Origin of the sequence: Phaeobacter italicus, assembly GCF_001258055.1 — a bacterium.
Taxonomy (GTDB): domain Bacteria; phylum Pseudomonadota; class Alphaproteobacteria; order Rhodobacterales; family Rhodobacteraceae; genus Phaeobacter; species Phaeobacter italicus.
Genome location: NZ_CVRM01000033.1, coordinates 116157 through 134120, shown reverse-complemented (window position 1 = coordinate 134120; position 17964 = coordinate 116157). Strand labels below are relative to the sequence as shown.

At 62.1% G+C, this 17964-nt stretch carries 16 protein-coding genes; 5 read left to right on the top strand and 11 right to left on the bottom strand.

Features of this window, described 5'->3' with window-relative positions:
- Positions 1-49: 49 nt before the first annotated feature.
- The 8 genes from NIT7645_RS15575 to NIT7645_RS15540 all read right to left on the bottom strand — a co-directional run bounded on the left by NIT7645_RS15575 (position 50) and on the right by NIT7645_RS15540 (position 9653).
- Positions 50-838, bottom strand: coding sequence for an FAD binding domain-containing protein (locus NIT7645_RS15575; protein WP_008561073.1), 789 nt, complete (start codon positions 836-838; stop codon positions 50-52).
- Positions 839-923: 85 nt separating this feature from the next.
- On the bottom strand, positions 924-3287 hold the full coding sequence (locus tag NIT7645_RS15570; RefSeq protein WP_008561621.1) for a xanthine dehydrogenase family protein molybdopterin-binding subunit: 2364 nt from the start codon (positions 3285-3287) through the stop codon (positions 924-926).
- A gap of 173 nt (positions 3288-3460) precedes the next feature.
- Positions 3461-3946: a (2Fe-2S)-binding protein gene (locus tag NIT7645_RS15565; protein ID WP_008560472.1), complete on the bottom strand. Its 486-nt coding sequence runs from the start codon at positions 3944-3946 to the stop codon at positions 3461-3463.
- A gap of 228 nt (positions 3947-4174) precedes the next feature.
- A complete protein-coding gene (locus NIT7645_RS15560) occupies positions 4175-5191 on the bottom strand; it encodes a molybdopterin-binding protein (RefSeq protein WP_008562076.1) in 1017 nt (338 codons plus the stop codon).
- A complete protein-coding gene (locus NIT7645_RS15555) occupies positions 5188-6192 on the bottom strand; it encodes an XdhC family protein (RefSeq protein WP_008560861.1) in 1005 nt (334 codons plus the stop codon). The genes NIT7645_RS15560 and NIT7645_RS15555 overlap by 4 nt, the downstream gene beginning before the upstream one ends.
- Positions 6193-6345: 153 nt before the next feature.
- Positions 6346-6906: a polyhydroxyalkanoate synthesis repressor PhaR gene (phaR, locus tag NIT7645_RS15550; protein WP_050687481.1), complete on the bottom strand. Its 561-nt coding sequence runs from the start codon at positions 6904-6906 to the stop codon at positions 6346-6348.
- Positions 6907-7216: 310 nt separating this feature from the next.
- The gene (locus NIT7645_RS15545) at positions 7217-7660 is read right to left on the bottom strand and encodes a phasin family protein (RefSeq protein WP_008558767.1); all 444 of its coding nucleotides are present in this window, start codon (positions 7658-7660) and stop codon (positions 7217-7219) included.
- Positions 7661-7823: 163 nt separating this feature from the next.
- Positions 7824-9653 carry a PHA/PHB synthase family protein gene (locus tag NIT7645_RS15540; RefSeq protein ID WP_037302216.1) on the bottom strand — a complete coding sequence of 610 codons (1830 nt, stop codon included), beginning with the start codon at positions 9651-9653 and terminating at the stop codon, positions 7824-7826.
- A 148-nt stretch (positions 9654-9801) separates the two neighbouring features.
- On the opposite strand from NIT7645_RS15540, the gene phaZ reads away from it, so the two are divergent.
- Both phaZ and NIT7645_RS15530 read left to right on the top strand, forming a co-directional pair.
- Positions 9802-11076: a polyhydroxyalkanoate depolymerase gene (gene phaZ, locus NIT7645_RS15535; protein WP_050687479.1), complete on the top strand. Its 1275-nt coding sequence runs from the start codon at positions 9802-9804 to the stop codon at positions 11074-11076.
- Positions 11077-11181: 105 nt separating this feature from the next.
- Positions 11182-11754: a DUF6151 family protein gene (locus NIT7645_RS15530; protein ID WP_050687477.1), complete on the top strand. Its 573-nt coding sequence runs from the start codon at positions 11182-11184 to the stop codon at positions 11752-11754.
- Positions 11755-11784: 30 nt separating this feature from the next.
- Here the strand turns inward: NIT7645_RS15530 and NIT7645_RS15525 are convergent, their stop codons facing one another.
- The 3 genes from NIT7645_RS15525 to NIT7645_RS15515 form a co-directional block, all read right to left on the bottom strand.
- A complete protein-coding gene (locus tag NIT7645_RS15525) occupies positions 11785-12648 on the bottom strand; it encodes an alpha/beta fold hydrolase (protein WP_306316144.1) in 864 nt (287 codons plus the stop codon).
- Complete coding sequence (locus NIT7645_RS15520; protein WP_008560731.1) at positions 12632-13063, bottom strand: VOC family protein; 432 nt, start codon at positions 13061-13063, stop codon at positions 12632-12634. Before NIT7645_RS15520 ends, NIT7645_RS15525 begins: the two co-directional genes overlap by 17 nt.
- Positions 13064-13275: 212 nt before the next feature.
- The gene (locus tag NIT7645_RS15515; RefSeq protein WP_050687473.1) at positions 13276-14022 is read right to left on the bottom strand and encodes an alpha/beta hydrolase; all 747 of its coding nucleotides are present in this window, start codon (positions 14020-14022) and stop codon (positions 13276-13278) included.
- Between the two features lie 232 nt (positions 14023-14254).
- Here NIT7645_RS15515 and NIT7645_RS15510 point away from each other — a divergent pair, with 232 nt between their 5' ends.
- From NIT7645_RS15510 to NIT7645_RS15500, 3 genes are all read left to right on the top strand, one after another.
- Positions 14255-15247, top strand: coding sequence for an Lnb N-terminal periplasmic domain-containing protein (locus NIT7645_RS15510; RefSeq protein ID WP_008561632.1), 993 nt, complete (start codon positions 14255-14257; stop codon positions 15245-15247).
- Between the two features lie 159 nt (positions 15248-15406).
- On the top strand, positions 15407-17353 hold the full coding sequence (thrS, locus tag NIT7645_RS15505) for a threonine--tRNA ligase (protein WP_008562321.1): 1947 nt from the start codon (positions 15407-15409) through the stop codon (positions 17351-17353).
- Positions 17354-17587: 234 nt separating this feature from the next.
- Positions 17588-17893 carry a BufA1 family periplasmic bufferin-type metallophore gene (locus NIT7645_RS15500; protein WP_008559644.1) on the top strand — a complete coding sequence of 102 codons (306 nt, stop codon included), beginning with the start codon at positions 17588-17590 and terminating at the stop codon, positions 17891-17893.
- The last annotated feature ends 71 nt before the right edge of the window (positions 17894-17964 follow it).

Genomic DNA, 17964 nt, shown 5'->3' with positions numbered 1-17964 from the left:
TGGTTTTTCTGTGTTTTACCTGTGTCTTACCCAGGTTCGGGTTCTGGGTTCAGGCCGCAGCGGCCACCGCCCTCTTGGTGATCACACCAACCAGATGGGCGCGGTAGGCCTTGGTGCCGTGCAGATCACCGATCATGCCCTCTGCATCCACGCTCAGACCGTCGATGGCGGCGGGGTCGAAATTCCCCGCAAGCGCCGCCTCGGCCTCGCTCCAGCGAAACACCCCCTCCTCAGAGGCGCCAGTGACAGCAACACGCACCCCATCAGCGAACCGCGCCACAAACACCCCCACAAGGGCAAAGCGCGAGGCGGGTTGGACGAATTTCTCGTAATGCGCTGCCTGTGGCACCGGCATCCGGACGTTGGTGATGATTTCGCCCTCGTCCAGCGCGGTGGTGAACAGGCCCTGAAAATAATCATCCGCCGCAATCTCGCGAGCGTTGGTCACGATCGTGGCCCCACTGGCCAGCGCCGCGGCCGGATAGCAGGCCGACGGGTCGTTATTGGCAAGCGAGCCACCGATGGTGCCGCGATTGCGCACTGCCGGATCGCCGATCTGTCCCGCCAGCGCAGACAGGGCCGGATAGCTGTCGGCGGTTGCGGCTTCGACCTCTGCGTGGGTGGTTGCGCCACCGATGGCAATGGCATCACCATCCGGGCAAACACCGCGCATTTCTGCAATACCGCTGAGGCTGACCAAGGTGCTGGGCATCGCCAGACGCTGTTTCAGCGTCGGGATCAGCGTCTGCCCCCCACCCAGGGCCTGCGCGTCCTCTTCGCCCAGAGCCTTCACCGCATCGGCGATGGTCGAGGGCTTCTCGAACTCGAATTCATACATGTCGTATCCTTTCCGAAAACCGGCTGACCGGCTGTCATCTTTCCGAAAATACTCCGGGGGTATGGGGGCAGCGCCCCCATGACCGTTAGCCGTTCATCGCCGCCCAGACCCGTGCCGGGCTCAGGGGCATGTCGATATGGGTGACATCCTTGCCCGCCGACTGCAGCGCATCCACCACGGCGTTGACCACCGCAGGCGGGGTGCCGATGGCGCCAGCCTCACCGCAGCCCTTCACGCCCAATGGGTTGTGGGTGCAGGGCGTCTGGCAGGAGTGATCCACTTTGTAAAACGGCAGATCATCGGCACGCGGCATGGCGTAATCCATGAATGAGGCCGACAGCAGCTGACCGTCCTCGTCATAAACGCAGCCCTCAAGGAGCGCCTGACCAATGCCCTGACCGATACCACCATGAACCTGGCCGTCGACAATCATCGGGTTGACGATATTGCCAAAGTCATCGGCCGCCGCAAAGCTTTCGATGGTGACCTTGCCGGTATCCGGATCGACCTCCACCTCGCAGGCATAGGCGCCTGACGGGTAGGTGAAGTTCGCCGGATCGTAAAAGGCGGTTTCCTCCAGCCCCGGCTCGATATCTTCCAGCGGGTAATTATGCGGCACATAGGCCGCAAGGGTCACATCCCCCCAGGCCAGCGATTTATCTGTGCCGGCAACGGTGAACTGGCCGTCTTTCAGCTCGATATCCGCATCCGAGGCCTCCAGGATATGGGCGGCGATCTTCTTGGCCTTGGCGATGATCTTTTCGGTCGCGCGCACCATTGCAGAGCCGCCCACCGCCAGCGAACGCGAGCCATAGGTGCCCATGCCCATCGGCGTATTGGCGGTATCGCCATGTTCGATCTCGACCATATCCTCGGGGATGCCGATCATATCGGCAATCACCTGCGGGAAGGACGTCTCGTGCCCCTGCCCGTGGCTGTGGCTGCCGGTCATGACGACGATGCCGCCGGTGGCGTTGACCCGCACCGTTGCGCTTTCATAAAGGCCTGCACGGGCCCCCAGCTGACCCACGAGGTTCGACGGCGCAATGCCGCAGGCCTCGATGTAGCAGTTGACGCCAAGCCCCCGCAGCTTGCCCTTGGCCTCGCTGGCGGCGCGGCGCGCGGCAAAGCCGCTGAGATCGGCGATCTCTTCCAGCTTGTCCATCGTCGCCACATAGTCACCGGTGTCATATTCCACCGCAACCGGCGTGGCATAGGGGAATTCGGTGATGAAGTTCTGGCGGCGCAATGCAATCGGATCCACGCCCAGCTCGCGCGCGGCCTTGTCGATGACGCGCTCCAGCTGATAGGTCGCCTCCGGCCGGCCGGCACCGCGATAGGCGTCAACGGCAACGGTATTGGTGAACACCGCCTTCACGTTCACATAGATCAGCGGCGTCTTGTAGTTGCCCGCCATCAGCGTGCCATGCAGCCAGGTCGGAACCGAAGGCGCAAATGTCGACAGATACGCCCCCATATTGGCGTAGGTCTCGGTGCGCAGCGCCGTAAAGTTGTTGTCCGCATCCAGCGCCAGTTCGATCTTGGTCACATGGTCACGGCCGTGGGCGTCGGACATGAAGGCCTCGGACCGCGATGAGGTCCATTTCACCGCCCGGTTCAGCGCCTTGGCCGCAAAGGTACAGAAGGCCTCTTCCGCGTAGTGGAAGATCTTGGAGCCAAAGCCCCCACCCACATCGGGCGCCACCACGCGCAGTTTGTGTTCAGGGATGCCCAGCACAAAGGCCCCCATCAGAAGGCGGATCACATGGGGGTTCTGCGAAGTGGTGTAAAGCGTGCTCTCCCCCGTGGCGCGATTGAAATCTCCCACCGCAACGCGCGGCTCCATCGGGTTGGCGACCAGACGGTTGTTGACCAGCTCCAGCGTGGTGACATGGGCGGCGTCCTGAATGGCCTTGTCTACCGCCTCGCGGTTTTCTTCGACAAATCCCCAGTCATAACAAAGGTTTGAGGTCAGATCGTCATGCACCTTGGTGGCGCCGTCCTTGACCGCCTCTTTCATGTTGATGACGGCGGGCAGCTCTTCCATTTCCACGGCAATGGCTTCGGCTGCGTCACGTGCCTGTTCGGGCGTGTCGGCCACAACCGCAGCGATGGGGTCGCCCACATGGCGCACCTTGCCCTGGGCCAGCACCGGATGAGCCGGTTCCTGCATCACCTCGCCAAAGCGGTCGGTCACCTGCCAGCCGCAGGGCAGACCGCCGACGCCTTCGAAATCGGCACCGGTGAAAATGCGCACAACGCCGGGCATGGCGGCGGCATCTGAGGTGTCGACCGAGACAAGCCGACCATGGGCCACATCCGAGCGCAGGAAATGCACATAGGCCTGGCCGTTGAGGTTGATGTCATCTGTGTAATTGCCGGTTCCGGTCAGGAACCTCACGTCTTCGCGCCGTTTTGGGCTGGCGCCGATGCCGCTATCCTTGGGCATTGTCCAATTCTCCTCCCTGGACGGTCCGCCTCTGGGCAGACCTCTTGGTCATGCTTTGGTTCTGAAACGGGTCGCATGCAGCTGCGCCATCCCGATCTGCCAGCCGCCCCGATTGTCGTTATCTGGGTGGGGTGGTCTGCCGCGTGGGGATGGTTTGCACCGCAGCTGCGGCGTTACTCTGCCGCGACGGCAGATACATCCTGACCCGAAGCCGCCATGATCGCCTTGACGATATTGTGGTAGCCGGTGCAGCGGCACAGGTTGCCTTCGAGATACTCGCGGATCTCCTGTTCGCTGGGTTTGGGGTTGTCCTTCAACAGGGCGGCCGCAGACATCACCATGCCCGGTGTGCAAAACCCGCACTGCAGCCCGTGGTGATCCTGAAACGCCTGCTGAATGACGTTGAGAGTGCCATCCGGGGCGGCCTGCCCTTCGATGGTGGCGATCTCTGCGCCGTCAGCCTCGGCTGCCAGCATGGTGCAGGACTTCACCGCCTTGCCATCCACATGGACGACACAGGCGCCGCATTGGCTGGTGTCGCAGCCCACATGGGTGCCGGTCAGGCCCAACTCTTCTCGCAGGAAGCCGGACAGCAGCGTGCGCCCCTCAACCTCTCCGCTGGCAGTCCGACCGTTTACGGTCATTGTGACTTTCACCATCTACTCCTCCCTTGGCTCGCGTGAACTCGCTGGCAGAAGTTAAGCACGGCAAAGTTGCTGGCGCGAAGCATTATTCGCATCGTTTGGACTAAAGTCGCAAAAGCCCGCCGGTTGGCCTTTTTCTGCCTGCGCGGCCCGCGTCAGACCACAGCGGAGCGGTAGCTGAAGGGGATGCAGGCGCGGCATGCTAGCGTGCGGATGCAGCAATTGCCGCAAAGGTATCTGCGCCTATTGCGCGTCGCTGCGGCGTGGGCGGGGGCGTGTGGGGATTTCCTTCAGCAGGCCCCCAACCCCCATCGCGGCGATGTCGGCACTGCTGACATCGATCCCGCAGACTAGCCGTTCCAGCACCCAATCCGCCCCGTTGAGCGCAGGCGAGCGGGCACAGCCCGGCAGACCCAGAACCGGGCGGCCAGACAGCTCTCCCAGGAACAGCAGGTTGCCAGGGTCCACCGGCATGCCAAAGCGCAGCACCTTGCCACCGGCGGCGCGCACAGCGGCAGGTGCCACATCAAGCGGATCGGAGGTCGCAGACCCCGTAAGCACCATGATCAGATCAGAGCGCGGCGTCTGTGCGGCGGCGTCGCGCAGGGCTGCGGCCAGATCCGCCTCGCGGTGGGGCACCACCTTGCGCGGGGCCAGTGCCATGCCGAACCGGTCAAGGCGGCCGACCATTGCAGCGCGCCCCTTGTCCGGGGGCGTTTCTGCGCTGATGCGGGTTTCAATCAAGGTGGCGCGCGCGCAAGTCACAGGCGCCAGGCGGATCGCGCCCGCCACATCCTGTGTCGCAGCTTGCAGGGCGGTTTCCGGCACCGCGTAGGAAATGATCTTGGCGGTGGCGACCATGCCATCTGCATCCGCGCGGTGATAGTCGGGCACGGTTGCAAGGGTGATCATCGGATCCACCGCATTCAACGCGTGAATGCGTTTGGCATCGACCCGCACCAAACCGGGATGCAGCGCATGAAGATTGACCCGCCCGGCCCCAGCACCGGAGATGCGCAGGCCGAGCGAAGCAGGATCGGGCAGCAGGGCCTGCGCCAGCATTTCGGCGGCGCGGTCTTCATGGAGATCGCCGCGTTCCAACCGCGCCACTGTCAGCTCTGTGTGGCCCGCTGCCGCCAGATCAGCGAGATCGGGGGCCGCCAGCCGCGTGCCCTTGGCGATGCGATGCTCTGCCCCCTGCAGGGAATGGGCGAGATAGCAGCCCGCCGCCTGATTGAGAGGCACCTTTCCAAAAATCACGCCTGTCGTCCCCGCAGAACTGCCGTCATCTCTGCTATGATCGAAACCGCGATTTCGGCGGGGCCGGCCGCCCCGATATCCAGACCGATTGGGCCGTGGATCCGTTCCAGCGTGGGCGCGTCAAAGCCTGCGTCCTGCATCCGGGTGATCCGTTTGGCATGGGTCCGGCTGGATCCAAGGGCACCGATATAGAAACACTGCGAGCGCAAGGCCGTCTCTAGTGCGGGGTCATCTATTTTCGGGTCGTGGGTCAGCAGGACAACGGCGCAGCGCGCATCCAGCCCGATCGCTGCGATCGCCTCGTCCGGCCAGTCGTCGATCAACACCTCATCCGGGAACCGCTCTGGCGAGGCAAAGGCGCCGCGCGGGTCGATGATAATGGGGTCATAGCCTGCGATGCGCGCCATCGGCACCAGCGCCTGGGTGATATGCACGGCCCCCACTGCAATCAGTCGAAGGGGGGGATTGTGAACCGCGACAAATGTCTTGCCGTCCTCTTCCACACCGGAACGGTCCATGCGCTTGCGGTCGGTGTGGCCTTCTGCATCAAGCCGCCCTGCGCCAGTGTCGAGATCCACCACATAGCTCACCGCGCGGCGCTCTGCACGGGCTGCGACGAGATCCGCCAAAGTGGTTTCGGACAAAGAGCCGCCGACGGGTTCGACAAGGATGCGGATGGTGCCGCCGCAGGCCAGCCCGACGGCAAAGGCATCTTCATCGCTGACCCCGAATTCGAGAATCTGGTGACGGCCATCGGCAATGGCGTCCTGTGCGGCAAGGATCACAGCGCCCTCGACACAGCCGCCCGAGACGGACCCCTCTATCCGGCCATCGCCAGCCACGACAAGCTGGGAGCCGGTGCGGCGCGGGGCGGATCCCCAGGTTTCCACCACTGTCGCCAGTGCAGCCCCCTGCCCGGCCCGATGCCAGGCAAGCGCCTGTTCCGGGATGGCATCAAACCGCTGGAGGCCGGAGTTGACTGAGGATCGGGCTGTGGTCATGAGCTCACCTATCAAGTGGCCGCGCCAAATCGGCGGCGCGGGCATGTCGTCGCCCGCCAAGTTCGAAGGCTCAACTGTAGCCGGTTCGCCCCGCTGTGTGACTGCGACTTTGGTGGCGGACCAGACATCCGCCGCCCCCAGTTCACCCGCGGGTCATTTCATTTTGGACAGTTTGTCCTGCAGCTCGGCCAGCTGGCGTTTGATGTCATCCAGATCGCCGCCTTCGCCGTTGTCGGCTTCGGGCTTGTCCGTCTCTGCGCCGCCGGTCCAGCCGCCAGCGAACCCACCGGTCATGGCCTTCAGAAAGGCCTCTTGCTGGGCCTTGATCGCCTCGAACCCGGGGATCTGTGCCATCGGGTTCATCGCGTTCATATTCTTGACCATCTTGTCCTGGCTTTCGCGCAGCATCTCAAACGACGACTGCAGAAACTGCGGCATGACACCGCCGCCGGGCACCATATAGCTGCGCACCAGATCATTGAGCACGTTGACCGGCAGGATGTTTTCCCCACGGCTTTCGTGTTCGGCGATGATCTGAAGGAGATACAGGCGGGTCAGGTCGTCGCCGGATTTCAGATCAACGATCTGCACTTCGCGGCCCTCGCGGATGAAGCCTGCGATGTCTTCCAGCGTGACGTAATCGCTGGTTTCGGTGTTGTAGAGCCGCCGGCTGGCATATCGTTTGATCAACAAGGGTTTGTCCTGATCCGACATGTCAATACTCCCCAGACATGATGCGTTGCAGCAAAGCCTATGCGAGCGCAGAACAAAAGGGAAGCACTACACCGTCCCGCGCAAGATTTGATCGCGCAAGTGATCTGCAAGTGATCGTAGAGGAGCGCGGACCCGGCGGCCCCTGCGATAAATGCTGCACCTGCAAAGTTCAGCCCCATGCTGCGCAGCATCTGCCCCGGCGGCATGCCCCAACAAGGACAAAGAAAAGGGGCAGACCGTTTGGCCTGCCCCCGCCTTGTGCAAGGAGACATAAGAGGGAGGAGGAGTAACGCCTCCTTGCGGTCGTGGCTTACTTCGCAGCAGCTTTCTTAGCTGCGGCGGTTACGTCGTTTGTTGCCTTTTTCACGGCAGCAGACGCTTCTTCGGACATGTCTTTGCCAGCCGACATCAGCAGCTCAACGGTGTCCATCTGGACTTTTTTGGCGACTTCAGCGAACGCAGCCATGTTCTCGGCAGCCACTTCGGCGGAAGCGGATGCGAAATCGGTTGCGGCTTTGGCGTAGTCTGCAGGCTCGGTCTTGGCCTTGGACATGTCGCCCATCTTGGACAGGGTTTCTTTTGCCCAGCTGTTGGAAATCTCGGCGGATTTCTCAGCGGCTTCCAGGGCAACGCTGGACAGTTTCTCGTTCAGAGCTGCGGTGGATTTGAACGCATCTTCCATCGCGGTGGTGTCCACCGGGAATGCGCCCATCATGTCTTTCATCATTGCGGTAAAATCTTGGGTCTTAGCCATCGTACTTGTTCCTCTGGTTACGCGGCCGGGACGGTCCGCCGCCTCCGCATGAGATGAATATACTTTCTGCAGCGCAGCATTTCAAGGTTTTCATTGCTGCAATGCAGAATATTTTTCAGATGCAAGGAATATCAGCGGCTTGCATGAGGTGGCGAAGGCCCGTCTAGCGACGCGCCTTGACCCGAACATAGTCACCCGGCGCCGGTGTCAGAGGCGGATGTTTCGAATCACCGGGCTCGCGGGCGGTGACCTGCTTGCCCGAGCGTTTCTTGAGCCAGGCCTCCCAGCGGGGCCACCACGAGCCTTCGTGAAAGGTTGCCCCCTCCATCCAGGCGTTGGCGTCGCCCTTGAGGTCGGTGTTGGTGTAATGACCGTATTTGTTGCGGCTGGGCGGGTTCACGATGCCTGCGATATGGCCGGATTGGGCGACCACGAACGTCTTGGAACGCGACCCCATCTGCTGCACGCCGCGATAGCAGTCTTTCCAGTTGGCGATGTGATCGGTTTCGCAGGTGATCGCCATGACCGGCACGGTCACCTCGCGCAGGTGCAGACGGTGGCCGAGCAGTTCAAACCCGCCATCTGCGAATTCGTTGCGCTGACACAGCCCGCGCAGATATTCCATCGCCATACGCCCCGGCAGATTTGCGCCATCGCCGTTCCAGTACAGCAGATCAAACGCAGGCGGGGTCTCTCCCAGCATATAGCTGCGAATGGCCGGGCCGTAGACCAGATCATTGGAGCGCAGGAAGGAGAAGGTGCGCGCCATGATATAGGAGCGCAGCAGACCGTTGTTGTTCACCTCTTCCTCGATCCCGTCGATGAAATCATTCTGCAGGAACGGGGTGAATTCGCCCTGATCGGAAAAATCGGTGAGCGCGGTAAAGAGCGTCGCAGATTTGACCGAGGTATCCCCGCGCTGTTTCATCAGCGACAGCGTCAGGCTGAGCGTGGTGCCCGCAATGCAATAGCCCACCGCGTTGACCTGTTTGACCTTGCAGATCGACTTGGCGGTGTCGATTGCGGTCAGGAACCCCTTTTCAACATAGTCATCAAGGCCAAGATCGGCGTGCTCTTGCCCTGGGTTGAGCCAGGACACCACAAACAGCGTATAGCCCTGCTCTGTCACCCATTTGATCAGGCTGTTCTGCGCCTTGAGATCGAGGATGTAGAACTTGTTGATCCAGGGCGGGAACAGAACAATGGGGGTTTCATGCACGGTTTCGGTGGTGGGCCGGTACTGGATCAGCTCCATCATCTCGTTGCGAAACACCACCTCGCCCGGTGTCGTCGCGATGTTGCGCCCGATTTCAAAGGCGGTTTCATCCGCAAGCCGCACAACCAGTTCGCCGTCATTGGCCTCTAGATCCGCAACAAGGTTCTCCAGCCCCTGGATCAGCGACTTGCCTTCGGTCTCCACCGCCTTTTCCAGCGCATCGGGGTTGGTTGCGAGGAAATTGGTCGGTGCCATCATCTGCACGATCTGATCCGCAAAATAGCGCACCCGGCGTTTGTCGATGTCTTCGAGGTTGTCGATCTCGGCCACCGCGCTCTGGATGGCTTCGGCGTTGGTCAGATATTGCTGTTTGATGAAATGGAAATACGGGTTGGTGTCCCACATCGGATTGGCAAAGCGGCGATCACCCGGTTTGGATTTGGGGGTCTCGGCGTCGCTGTCTTCACCTGTCATCTGCTCCATCTGCTTGGCCAGAAGAGCCTGGGCTTCGGCGAAATTCACCACCGCCTGCCCCCAGTAAGCCACCTGATTTTCGAGCAGTTTGGCCGGATTTTTGACCATTTCAGACCAATAGGCCGTTGCTGCGCGTGCAAAAAGCTCTTGATTCGGACCGTCCAGAGAGGGGGGGTGAGGTTTTTTCTGAGCCAGAACTTCCACCAGGCGTTTTGAAAGTTGCTCAACCTGCTCCATATTTTGTTTAATTCGTTCAAGGTGTTCTGGTGACACTATCGTCCCGGCACCGTCACTTGTTGTCATCTTAATAAATCCCCCGTAACCTTTCTGCTGTGCAGAATACCTTTGCACCATCTTACGACAAAGAGACGAAACGTCCGATGGGTTGTGACACAACCGCACGTTTAATGGGGATCAGGTCCGACGGACCGCTCAATGAAGAGGCAGACACATGCGTTACATGATGTCCTACGATCTGATGGAAACCATGCGCAACACCAACCAATGGTTGGGGGCAACCGCGCTGTCGATGGCGTCGGTCCCGGCCTTTGCCGCGCTGCCGAACCCGGCGCTGAGCTGGATGGCCGCATGGGGCGAAGTCACCGAACGCAGCTTTCAGCGGATGGTGGTCAAACCCGACTGGGGCATTCGCACCGTTACCTGCGCGGACGGGCGGGACCACGTGGTCGAAATCGACACTGTGGTGGAACGCGCCTTTGGCGACCTGATCCATTTCCGTGTCGCAGGCCGCGCCGAGCAGCCGCGCAAGGTTCTTTTGGTGGCGCCGATGTCCGGCCATTACGCGACGCTCTTGCGCTCAACCGTCAAAAGCCTGATCGAAAACTGCGAGGTCTATGTCACCGACTGGCACAATGCGCGCGACATCCCGGTGTCCGAAGGCAAGTTCGACATCGAAGACTACACGCTGTACCTTGTTGATTTCATGCGTGAAATGGGGCCTGAAACCCACGTAATCGCAGTCTGCCAGCCGGCTCCGCTGACGCTGGCGGCGACTGCCTATCTGGCAGAGCAGGATCCAGCGGCGCAGCCGTCTTCGCTGACGCTGATCGGCGGGCCGGTAGACCCGGATGCAACCCCCACCGATGTGACCGATTTTGGCCGCCGCGTGACCATGGGCCAGCTGGAAGAGACGATGATCCAGCGCGTGGGCTTCAAATACAAGGGCGTGGGCCGCAAGGTCTATCCCGGCCTGCTGCAGCTGAGCTCTTTCATGTCGATGAATGGCGAGCGCCATTCCAAAGCGTTCATGGACCAGATCCTGCGGGTAAGCCGTGGGGAAGCCTCGGACCACGACGCGCACAACCGTTTTTACGATGAATATCTCGCGGTGATGGACATGACCGCAGAGTTCTACCTGTCCACCGTTGAACGCGTGTTCAAAGGCGGCGAGATTGCCCGCAATGAATTTGTCGTCGCGGGGCATAAGATCGATATCGGCAAGATCACCGATGTGGCGGTCAAGACTGTCGAAGGCGCCAATGATGATATCTCTGCGCCCGGACAATGCATCGCTGCGCTGGATCTGTGCACCGGCCTGCCGGAGGAAAAGAAAGCCAGCCATGTGGAGCCCGGCGCAGGCCATTACGGCATCTTTGCGGGCCGCAGCTGGCGCGACAATATCCGCCCGCTGGTGATCGAATTCATGAACGCCAATGCCCGCACCGCCAAGAAACCCGCCGCAAAACGGGCCAAGGCCGCAAGCTAAGCACGCCCCTTGGCGCCGCATGTCGGCAGATCCCCCCGTGGGGCCAGGGCCGGGGTGCGGGCCGGGATATGGGTATGACGCCCAAGGCAAGAGATAGGAACAAAAATGGCAGATGGTCTGACGTTTTCCTGTAAATGCGGGGAGGTGCAGGGCCATCTCTCTGTTGCGGCGCGCAAGGCCGGCACGCGGGTGCAGTGTTTCTGTGCCGATTGCCGCGCGGCCGAAATTCACCTGACCCAACGCGATCCCGCCCCTCACCCGGTGGACCTGTTCCAGACCACACCCGACGGGCTGCACATCACTCAGGGCGCCGACAATCTGCGCCTGCTGCGGCTGAGCCCGCGAGGGCTGATGCGCTGGTATGCCGGATGCTGCGGCACCCCCATCGGCAACACGTTGGCCAAACCCGGCCTGCCATTTGTCGGGCTGAACAGTCATCTGTTCACCGATCCCGCAACCCTGGGCAAGGTGCGCGCCAAGGCGTTTATCTCGCGCCCCGGTCAACCCCCGCGCAGCAAGGGCGCGGGTCGGATGGCATTTGGCATCGTGACGCGGATGATCACCTCGCGCCTGTCCGGGCGCTGGCGCGAGACGCCGTTTTTTGACGTCGAAAGCGGCGCACCGGTGGCAGAGGCCGAGGTGCTGAGCAAGAAAGCACGGGACGCGCTGTTGCGTTAGGCGCTGGCGCGCGCCTCCTGCGTGGCAGGATCACAGCGGATTGGTCAGCGTCAGCGGTGGCAGCGGCGCCTTGGCCGCCGGTGGGTCAGTTTTTTCCCCTGATACCTTCTGCGCACCGGTTGCAGCGGCGCGCAGATCCGCATCCTCCAAAGGTGCGGCCAACCAATGGGCCAGCGCGGTTGTCACCTCCTGCGGCGCTTCCAGCGTTGGCAGATGGCCCGCGCTCTCGATCACCTGAAGGCGGGCGTTGGGCATCATGTTGGCGATAAATTCATGGCGCATGGGCGGGGTGATCGGATCCGCCCCCCCGCAAAGCGCCAGCGTCGGCCCGCGATAGCGCCGCAGGCTGGCCTGCTGATCGCTGCGCCGCTGCATGACGCGGCTGCGGGTGATGAAAAACGCCTCTCCCAGCATCAGCCCCTGTTCGTAAAGAGACGTCAGGATCGACGGGTGCGCCCCTGCCCCCAAGGCATCAGCAGGCAGACAGGCGCGCAAGGCCTCTTCCAGCCGGCCGGTGCGGGCGGCGATGATCTGCGGCTCACGCGCAGCCGCCTGATCGGGGGTATCCGGCAGCGGCGTGGTCGACATCAGACAGAGCCTCGCCACACGCTCTGGCGCGCGCCGGATGATCTCCATTGCGACCACCCCACCAAGCCCATGTCCCAGCAGGGCAAATCGCGGCGGCAGCTGGTCCAGCAGATGGCGGGCGATCGTCTCGACCCGCTCTCCACCCAGCGGCGGTGCAACCATGACCGGCAACACCCCGGACAGGGCCCGCATCTGGGGGCCAAACAGCACCGCGTCCCCGAATATACCGGGGATCATCACCAGTGGCTCGCTCAGCCCGGCTGCGGCAGGGCCTTCTCCGGTCTGCGCCTCAGCTGTCATAGCCATTCCAGCGAAAGGCGCCATTTTCGGCGAGTGGTGAAAACGGATTGTGGGCGATTTCCCAGATATGGCCGTCGGGCGCGCGGAAATAGCCGATGGTGCCGCCCCAGAACACCTCTCCGGCCGGGCGCAGGATGGTCGCGCCTGCTGCTTCGGCCTTGTCCAGCAGGGCTGCGACCTCTTCTACCGTGCGGGTATTGTAGCTGAGTGTCATTGCGCCGTGGCCCAGTTCCGACACCGGCAGGCCGATATCTTCGGCCAGTGCCTCCAGCGGATAAAGACCGAGTGTCTGCGAAATCAGATCAAAGGCCACCACCCCATCGGGACTATCGGCGCGGCGCCAGCCGAGTTGTTCGTAAAACCCTGCGGCCTCGGCCACGTTGGGGACACCCAGGGTGATGAGACTGACACGCTGCTCCATCCGCTCTGCTCCATTCCTTTTCAGGCCACACTCTGCGCCGCACCGATGTGCCCATGCCACGCCCCCGACAGGGCCCGGCCGGATCCAACGGTTCGATCCCGCGCAGACGGGGCCACAACCACTCAAATCAAACCCATGCGCGGGCAGGTCAATGCGCCCTGCCCCACCGTTTCAGTCTTACGCGATTTGATACCTCGCAGATAGCCCCGCGCTCAGCCGTCAAGCACATCCTCGACCGCCTGTTCGATCAAAGCCAGGCAGGTCGGATCAGAGAACCGGTGGTCGGCGTCCTTGACCAGTGTCAGGCGCATGTCGTCGCAGGTGGCGTGATCCATCAGGCGCAGCGCGGTTTCGGTGCTGACAGCCGTATCCGCCGTACCCTGCAGGCAGCGCACCGGGAACGGCAACGCCAGCTCAGAGCGCAGCACGAGATTTTCGCGCCCGTTTTCCACCATGCGTTTGGTCACGATGTAGGGCTCCATGTAATCGCTGGGCAGCTCCACCCGGCCCAGGCGCTCCAGATCGGCCTTTTGCTCATCCGAGAAATTGGCCCAATAGCCATCCTCGGTAAAATCCGGAGCGGCTGCGATCGTGACCAGCCCGGCGATCCGCTCAGGCAGGGCGCGCGCCAGCAAAAGCGCCTGCCACCCCCCCATGGAAGAGCCCACCGGGACAATCCGCCCGGTGGTCAGCGCCCCGACCGCAGCGAGCGTGTCCTCGTGCCAGTCGCCAATGCAGCCCTCCTCGAACTGGCCAGAGCTTTCGCCGTGGCCGGAATAGTCAAACCGCAAAAACGCCTGACCGCGCGCCTTGGCCCAGGCCTCGAGGTGGATGGCCTTGGTGCCTTCCATGTCGGATTTGAGCCCGCCCAGAAAGACCACGGTCAGGCCTGTGCCTTCGGTCTTGTGATAGGCGATGCGGCGGCCTTCTGCGGTGTCGAGAAATGCGGTCTCAGCCATCTGGGGTCTCCGTCGTTGGGCTTGGCTCCGGCCTGCATCCCTTGCGCAGGGGCCGGTATGTTGCCCCAGATCTGCCACGGCCAGCGATTTTGCGCAATCACCACAGTTGGGCAATATGGCGTAGGTCATGACCGGGGCCAGCGCGCGCTCACCGCTTGGCCTTGCGCCGCTGTGGGCGGGCCAGTACGGTCGCGCGCGAACAGTTATCAGGATCCGTATTTTGCCCCGTTTCATGCGCCTTTTTCTGCTTGGTCTTCTTGGCCTTACTCTCATCCTTGCAACTGTCTGGGGGGCGATGGCGCTGTGGTATCGGCTGCCGTTGGACGGCGCGTTGCGCACGGGGGTTGCAGCCGCCTTTGCAGGCCTTGGCCTTGCCACGCTCTGGGCGGTGATCCGGGGGCGTGCGCTGCGCGGGATGGCCACGTTCTGCCTGGCGCTGGCGGCGGTGATCTGGTGGTGGGGCACGCTGACCCCACCGGCTGAGGCAAACTGGTCGCCCGATGTGGCCCGTCAGGTCACAGGCGAAATCAAGGGCGACCAGCTGACGCTGACAGATGTGCGCAATTTCGACTGGCGGACGCCGCAGGACTTCACCCCCCGCTGGGAAACCCGCAGCTATGATCTCAGCCAGGTGCAGACGGTTGATCTGTTCATGTCCTATTGGGCCGGGCCCGAGATGGCGCATATGATTGTCAGCTTCGGCTTTGCCGATGGGGCCCAGATCGCCTGGTCGGTCGAGGTGCGCAGGCAGGTGGGCGGCGGGTTCTCTCCCATTGCAGATCTGTTCAAGACCAACACGCTGGTGCTGGTTGCCGCCGATGAACGGGATCTGGTCGGCACCCGCACCAACGCCCGTGGCGAGGACGTGCAGCTGTTTCGCATCAACACCGATCCCGACACCGCCCGCGCGCTGTTGCTGCAATATGTCGAGGCCGCCAACCAGCTGGCCGCGCAGCCGCAATGGTATAATTCGCTCACCTCAAACTGCACCACGGTCGTGATGACAATGATCCGCACCATCGTCGAGGACGTCCCGCTGGACTGGCGCGTTCTGGCCAATGGCTACCTGCCCGAATACGCCCATGATCAGGGGGTTCTGGCGGCAGGCTACAGCACCGAAGAGCTGCGCGAGCGCGGCAGCATCACCGCCAAGGCGCAGGCCCAGGGCATTACGCAAGACTACTCTGCCCTGATCCGCGAAGGCGTCCCCGCACCCGCCCCCTGATCCAGGAATTTCATCTTCTGGCGAAAAATATCCCGGGGAGCGCGAGGGGCTGGCCCCTCGCCTGCTTGACAGGCCCGCACACCCCTGCCAAACGGGCGGAACACATATTACCCGCAACCGGGCGTTCAGTGGGCGCCAAACCGACGAGGAGCAGCCGATATGGCCCAGATCTCTCTCACCTTCCCCGATGGCAATGCACGATCCTATGACGCAGGTATCACCCCTGCCGAGGTCGCGGCCTCCATCTCCACCTCGCTGGGCAAAAAGGCGATCTCAGCAACGGTGAACGATCAGCACTGGGATCTCCAGTGGCCGATCAACGACGACGCCGCCATTGCCATCCACACCATGAAGGACGAAGAGCAGGCCAATGAGCTGATCCGCCACGATCTTGCTCATATCATGGCCCGTGCAGTTCAGGAAATCTGGCCCGACACCAAGGTCACCATCGGCCCGGTCATCGACAACGGCTGGTATTACGACTTTGACCGCGCAGAGCCCTTCACCCCCGAAGATCTCGGCGCGATCGAGAAAAAGATGAAGGATATCATCAACAAGCGTGATGAAGTCCGCACCGAGGTGTGGGAACGCGACCGCGCGATCCAGCATTACACCGACAACAACGAACCCTATAAGGTCGAACTGATCGAGAGCATCCCCGGCGATGAGCCGCTGCGCATGTACTGGCACGGCGACTGGCAGGATCTGTGCCGCGGTCCGCACCTGCAGCACACTGGTCAGGTGCCGGGCGATGCCTTCAAACTGATGTCCATCGCAGGCGCCTACTGGCGTGGTGACAGCGACCGCGCCATGCTGCAGCGGATCTACGGCGTGGCCTTCACCGGCAAGGAAAAGCTGAAGGCGCATCTGACCATGCTGGAAGAGGCCGCCAAGCGCGACCACCGCAAGCTGGGCAAGGAAATGGGTCTGTTCCACATGCAGGAAGAGGCCCCCGGTCAGGTGTTCTGGCACCCCAATGGCTGGCGCATCTACACACAGCTGCAGGACTACATGCGCCGCATGCAGGACCGTGACGGCTATGTCGAGGTGAACACCCCGCAGGTGGTGGATCGCAAGCTGTGGGAAAAATCCGGCCACTGGGACAAATACCAGGAAAACATGTTCATCGTTGAGGTGGACGAGGATCACGCCCGCGAAAAGGCGGTGAACGCGCTGAAGCCGATGAACTGCCCCTGCCACGTGCAGGTGTTCAATCAGGGTCTGAAATCCTACCGCGATCTGCCGCTGCGCATGGCCGAATTCGGCTCCTGCGCCCGCTATGAGCCCTCGGGCGCGCTGCATGGCATCATGCGGGTCCGCGGCTTTACGCAGGACGATGGTCACATCTTCTGCGCCGAGGATCAGATCACCTCGGAAACCGCCAAATTCATCGCCTTCCTGTCCAAAGTCTACGCCGATCTCGGCTTCCACAACTGGACCATCAAGCTCTCCACCCGTCCGGAAAAACGGATCGGCTCGGACGAGACATGGGACCACATGGAACAGGCGCTTGGTGAGGCCTGCAAGGCGGCGGGTTATGATTTCGAGATCCTCGAAGGCGAAGGCGCCTTTTACGGTCCCAAGCTGGAATTCACCCTCACCGATGCAATCGGGCGGAACTGGCAGTGCGGCACCCTGCAGGTGGATGCAAACCTGCCGGAACGTCTGGAGGCGACCTTTATCGGTCAGGACGGCGCCAAGCACCGCCCCGTCATGCTGCACCGTGCCTGCCTTGGCAGTTTTGAGCGCTTCATCGGCATCCTGATCGAAGAACACGCAGGCAAGTTGCCGTTCTGGCTGGCGCCGCGTCAGGTGGTTGTGGCCTCCATCACTTCCGAGGCGGATGACTATGTCCTTGAGGTGGTCGAGCAGCTGAAAGCCGCAGGCGTGCGGGCCGAGGCCGACATGCGCAACGAAAAGATCAACTACAAGGTCCGCGAGCATTCCGTGGGCAAGGTGCCGGTGATTCTGGCCGTGGGCGCGCGCGAAGTGGAAGAGCGCACCGTCTCTGTCCGTCGACTGGGTGAAAAGCAGACCAAGGTCGAAAGCCTTGAGACTGTAACAAAGACCCTCGCGACCGAAGCGACCCCGCCGGATCTTCTGTAACATTTCGGCGCGATACAGCTTCTATTAACTGTCAAACCGGCCTCCACTTGCGGGGCCGGTTTCTTTTTGGGCATGTTTTCAGGGGAATTACCGCCAGCCGCCTGTAATATTCGGTCACAGCTGCTGACGCCCGCGTGAGACACAGCCTCGTGAATTCAAAGCCTTGCCCGGCTGGGCTAGTGTCAGTCTTACAAACACGCCATCGCAACTACACTTGATAGAAGGAAGACACCGATGTCCAACACTGCAAAAACCCTCGCCGTCGCTGGTGCCGTCGCTGCCGCACTGACCTCTGCTGTCGTGACCCCGGCTGCCGCCCAGTCCAAAGAGAAATGCTATGGCGTCTCCCTGGCGGGTCAGAACGATTGCGCTGCCGGCCCCGGCACCACCTGCGCAGGCACCTCGACCGTTGATTATCAGGGCAACGCCTGGACCCTGGTTGACGCAGGCACCTGCGAAGGCATGGAACTGCCCGCAATGGCAGACGGCACAGCCCGCGAAGGCTCGCTGGAGCCGCTGGAGCGCGACCTGCCCGCATAAGGTTCGCCTGACAGACATCAGCCCGCCGCACAGAACCCACGTCTGATGCGGCAGGCTCTTCCGGCAGGACA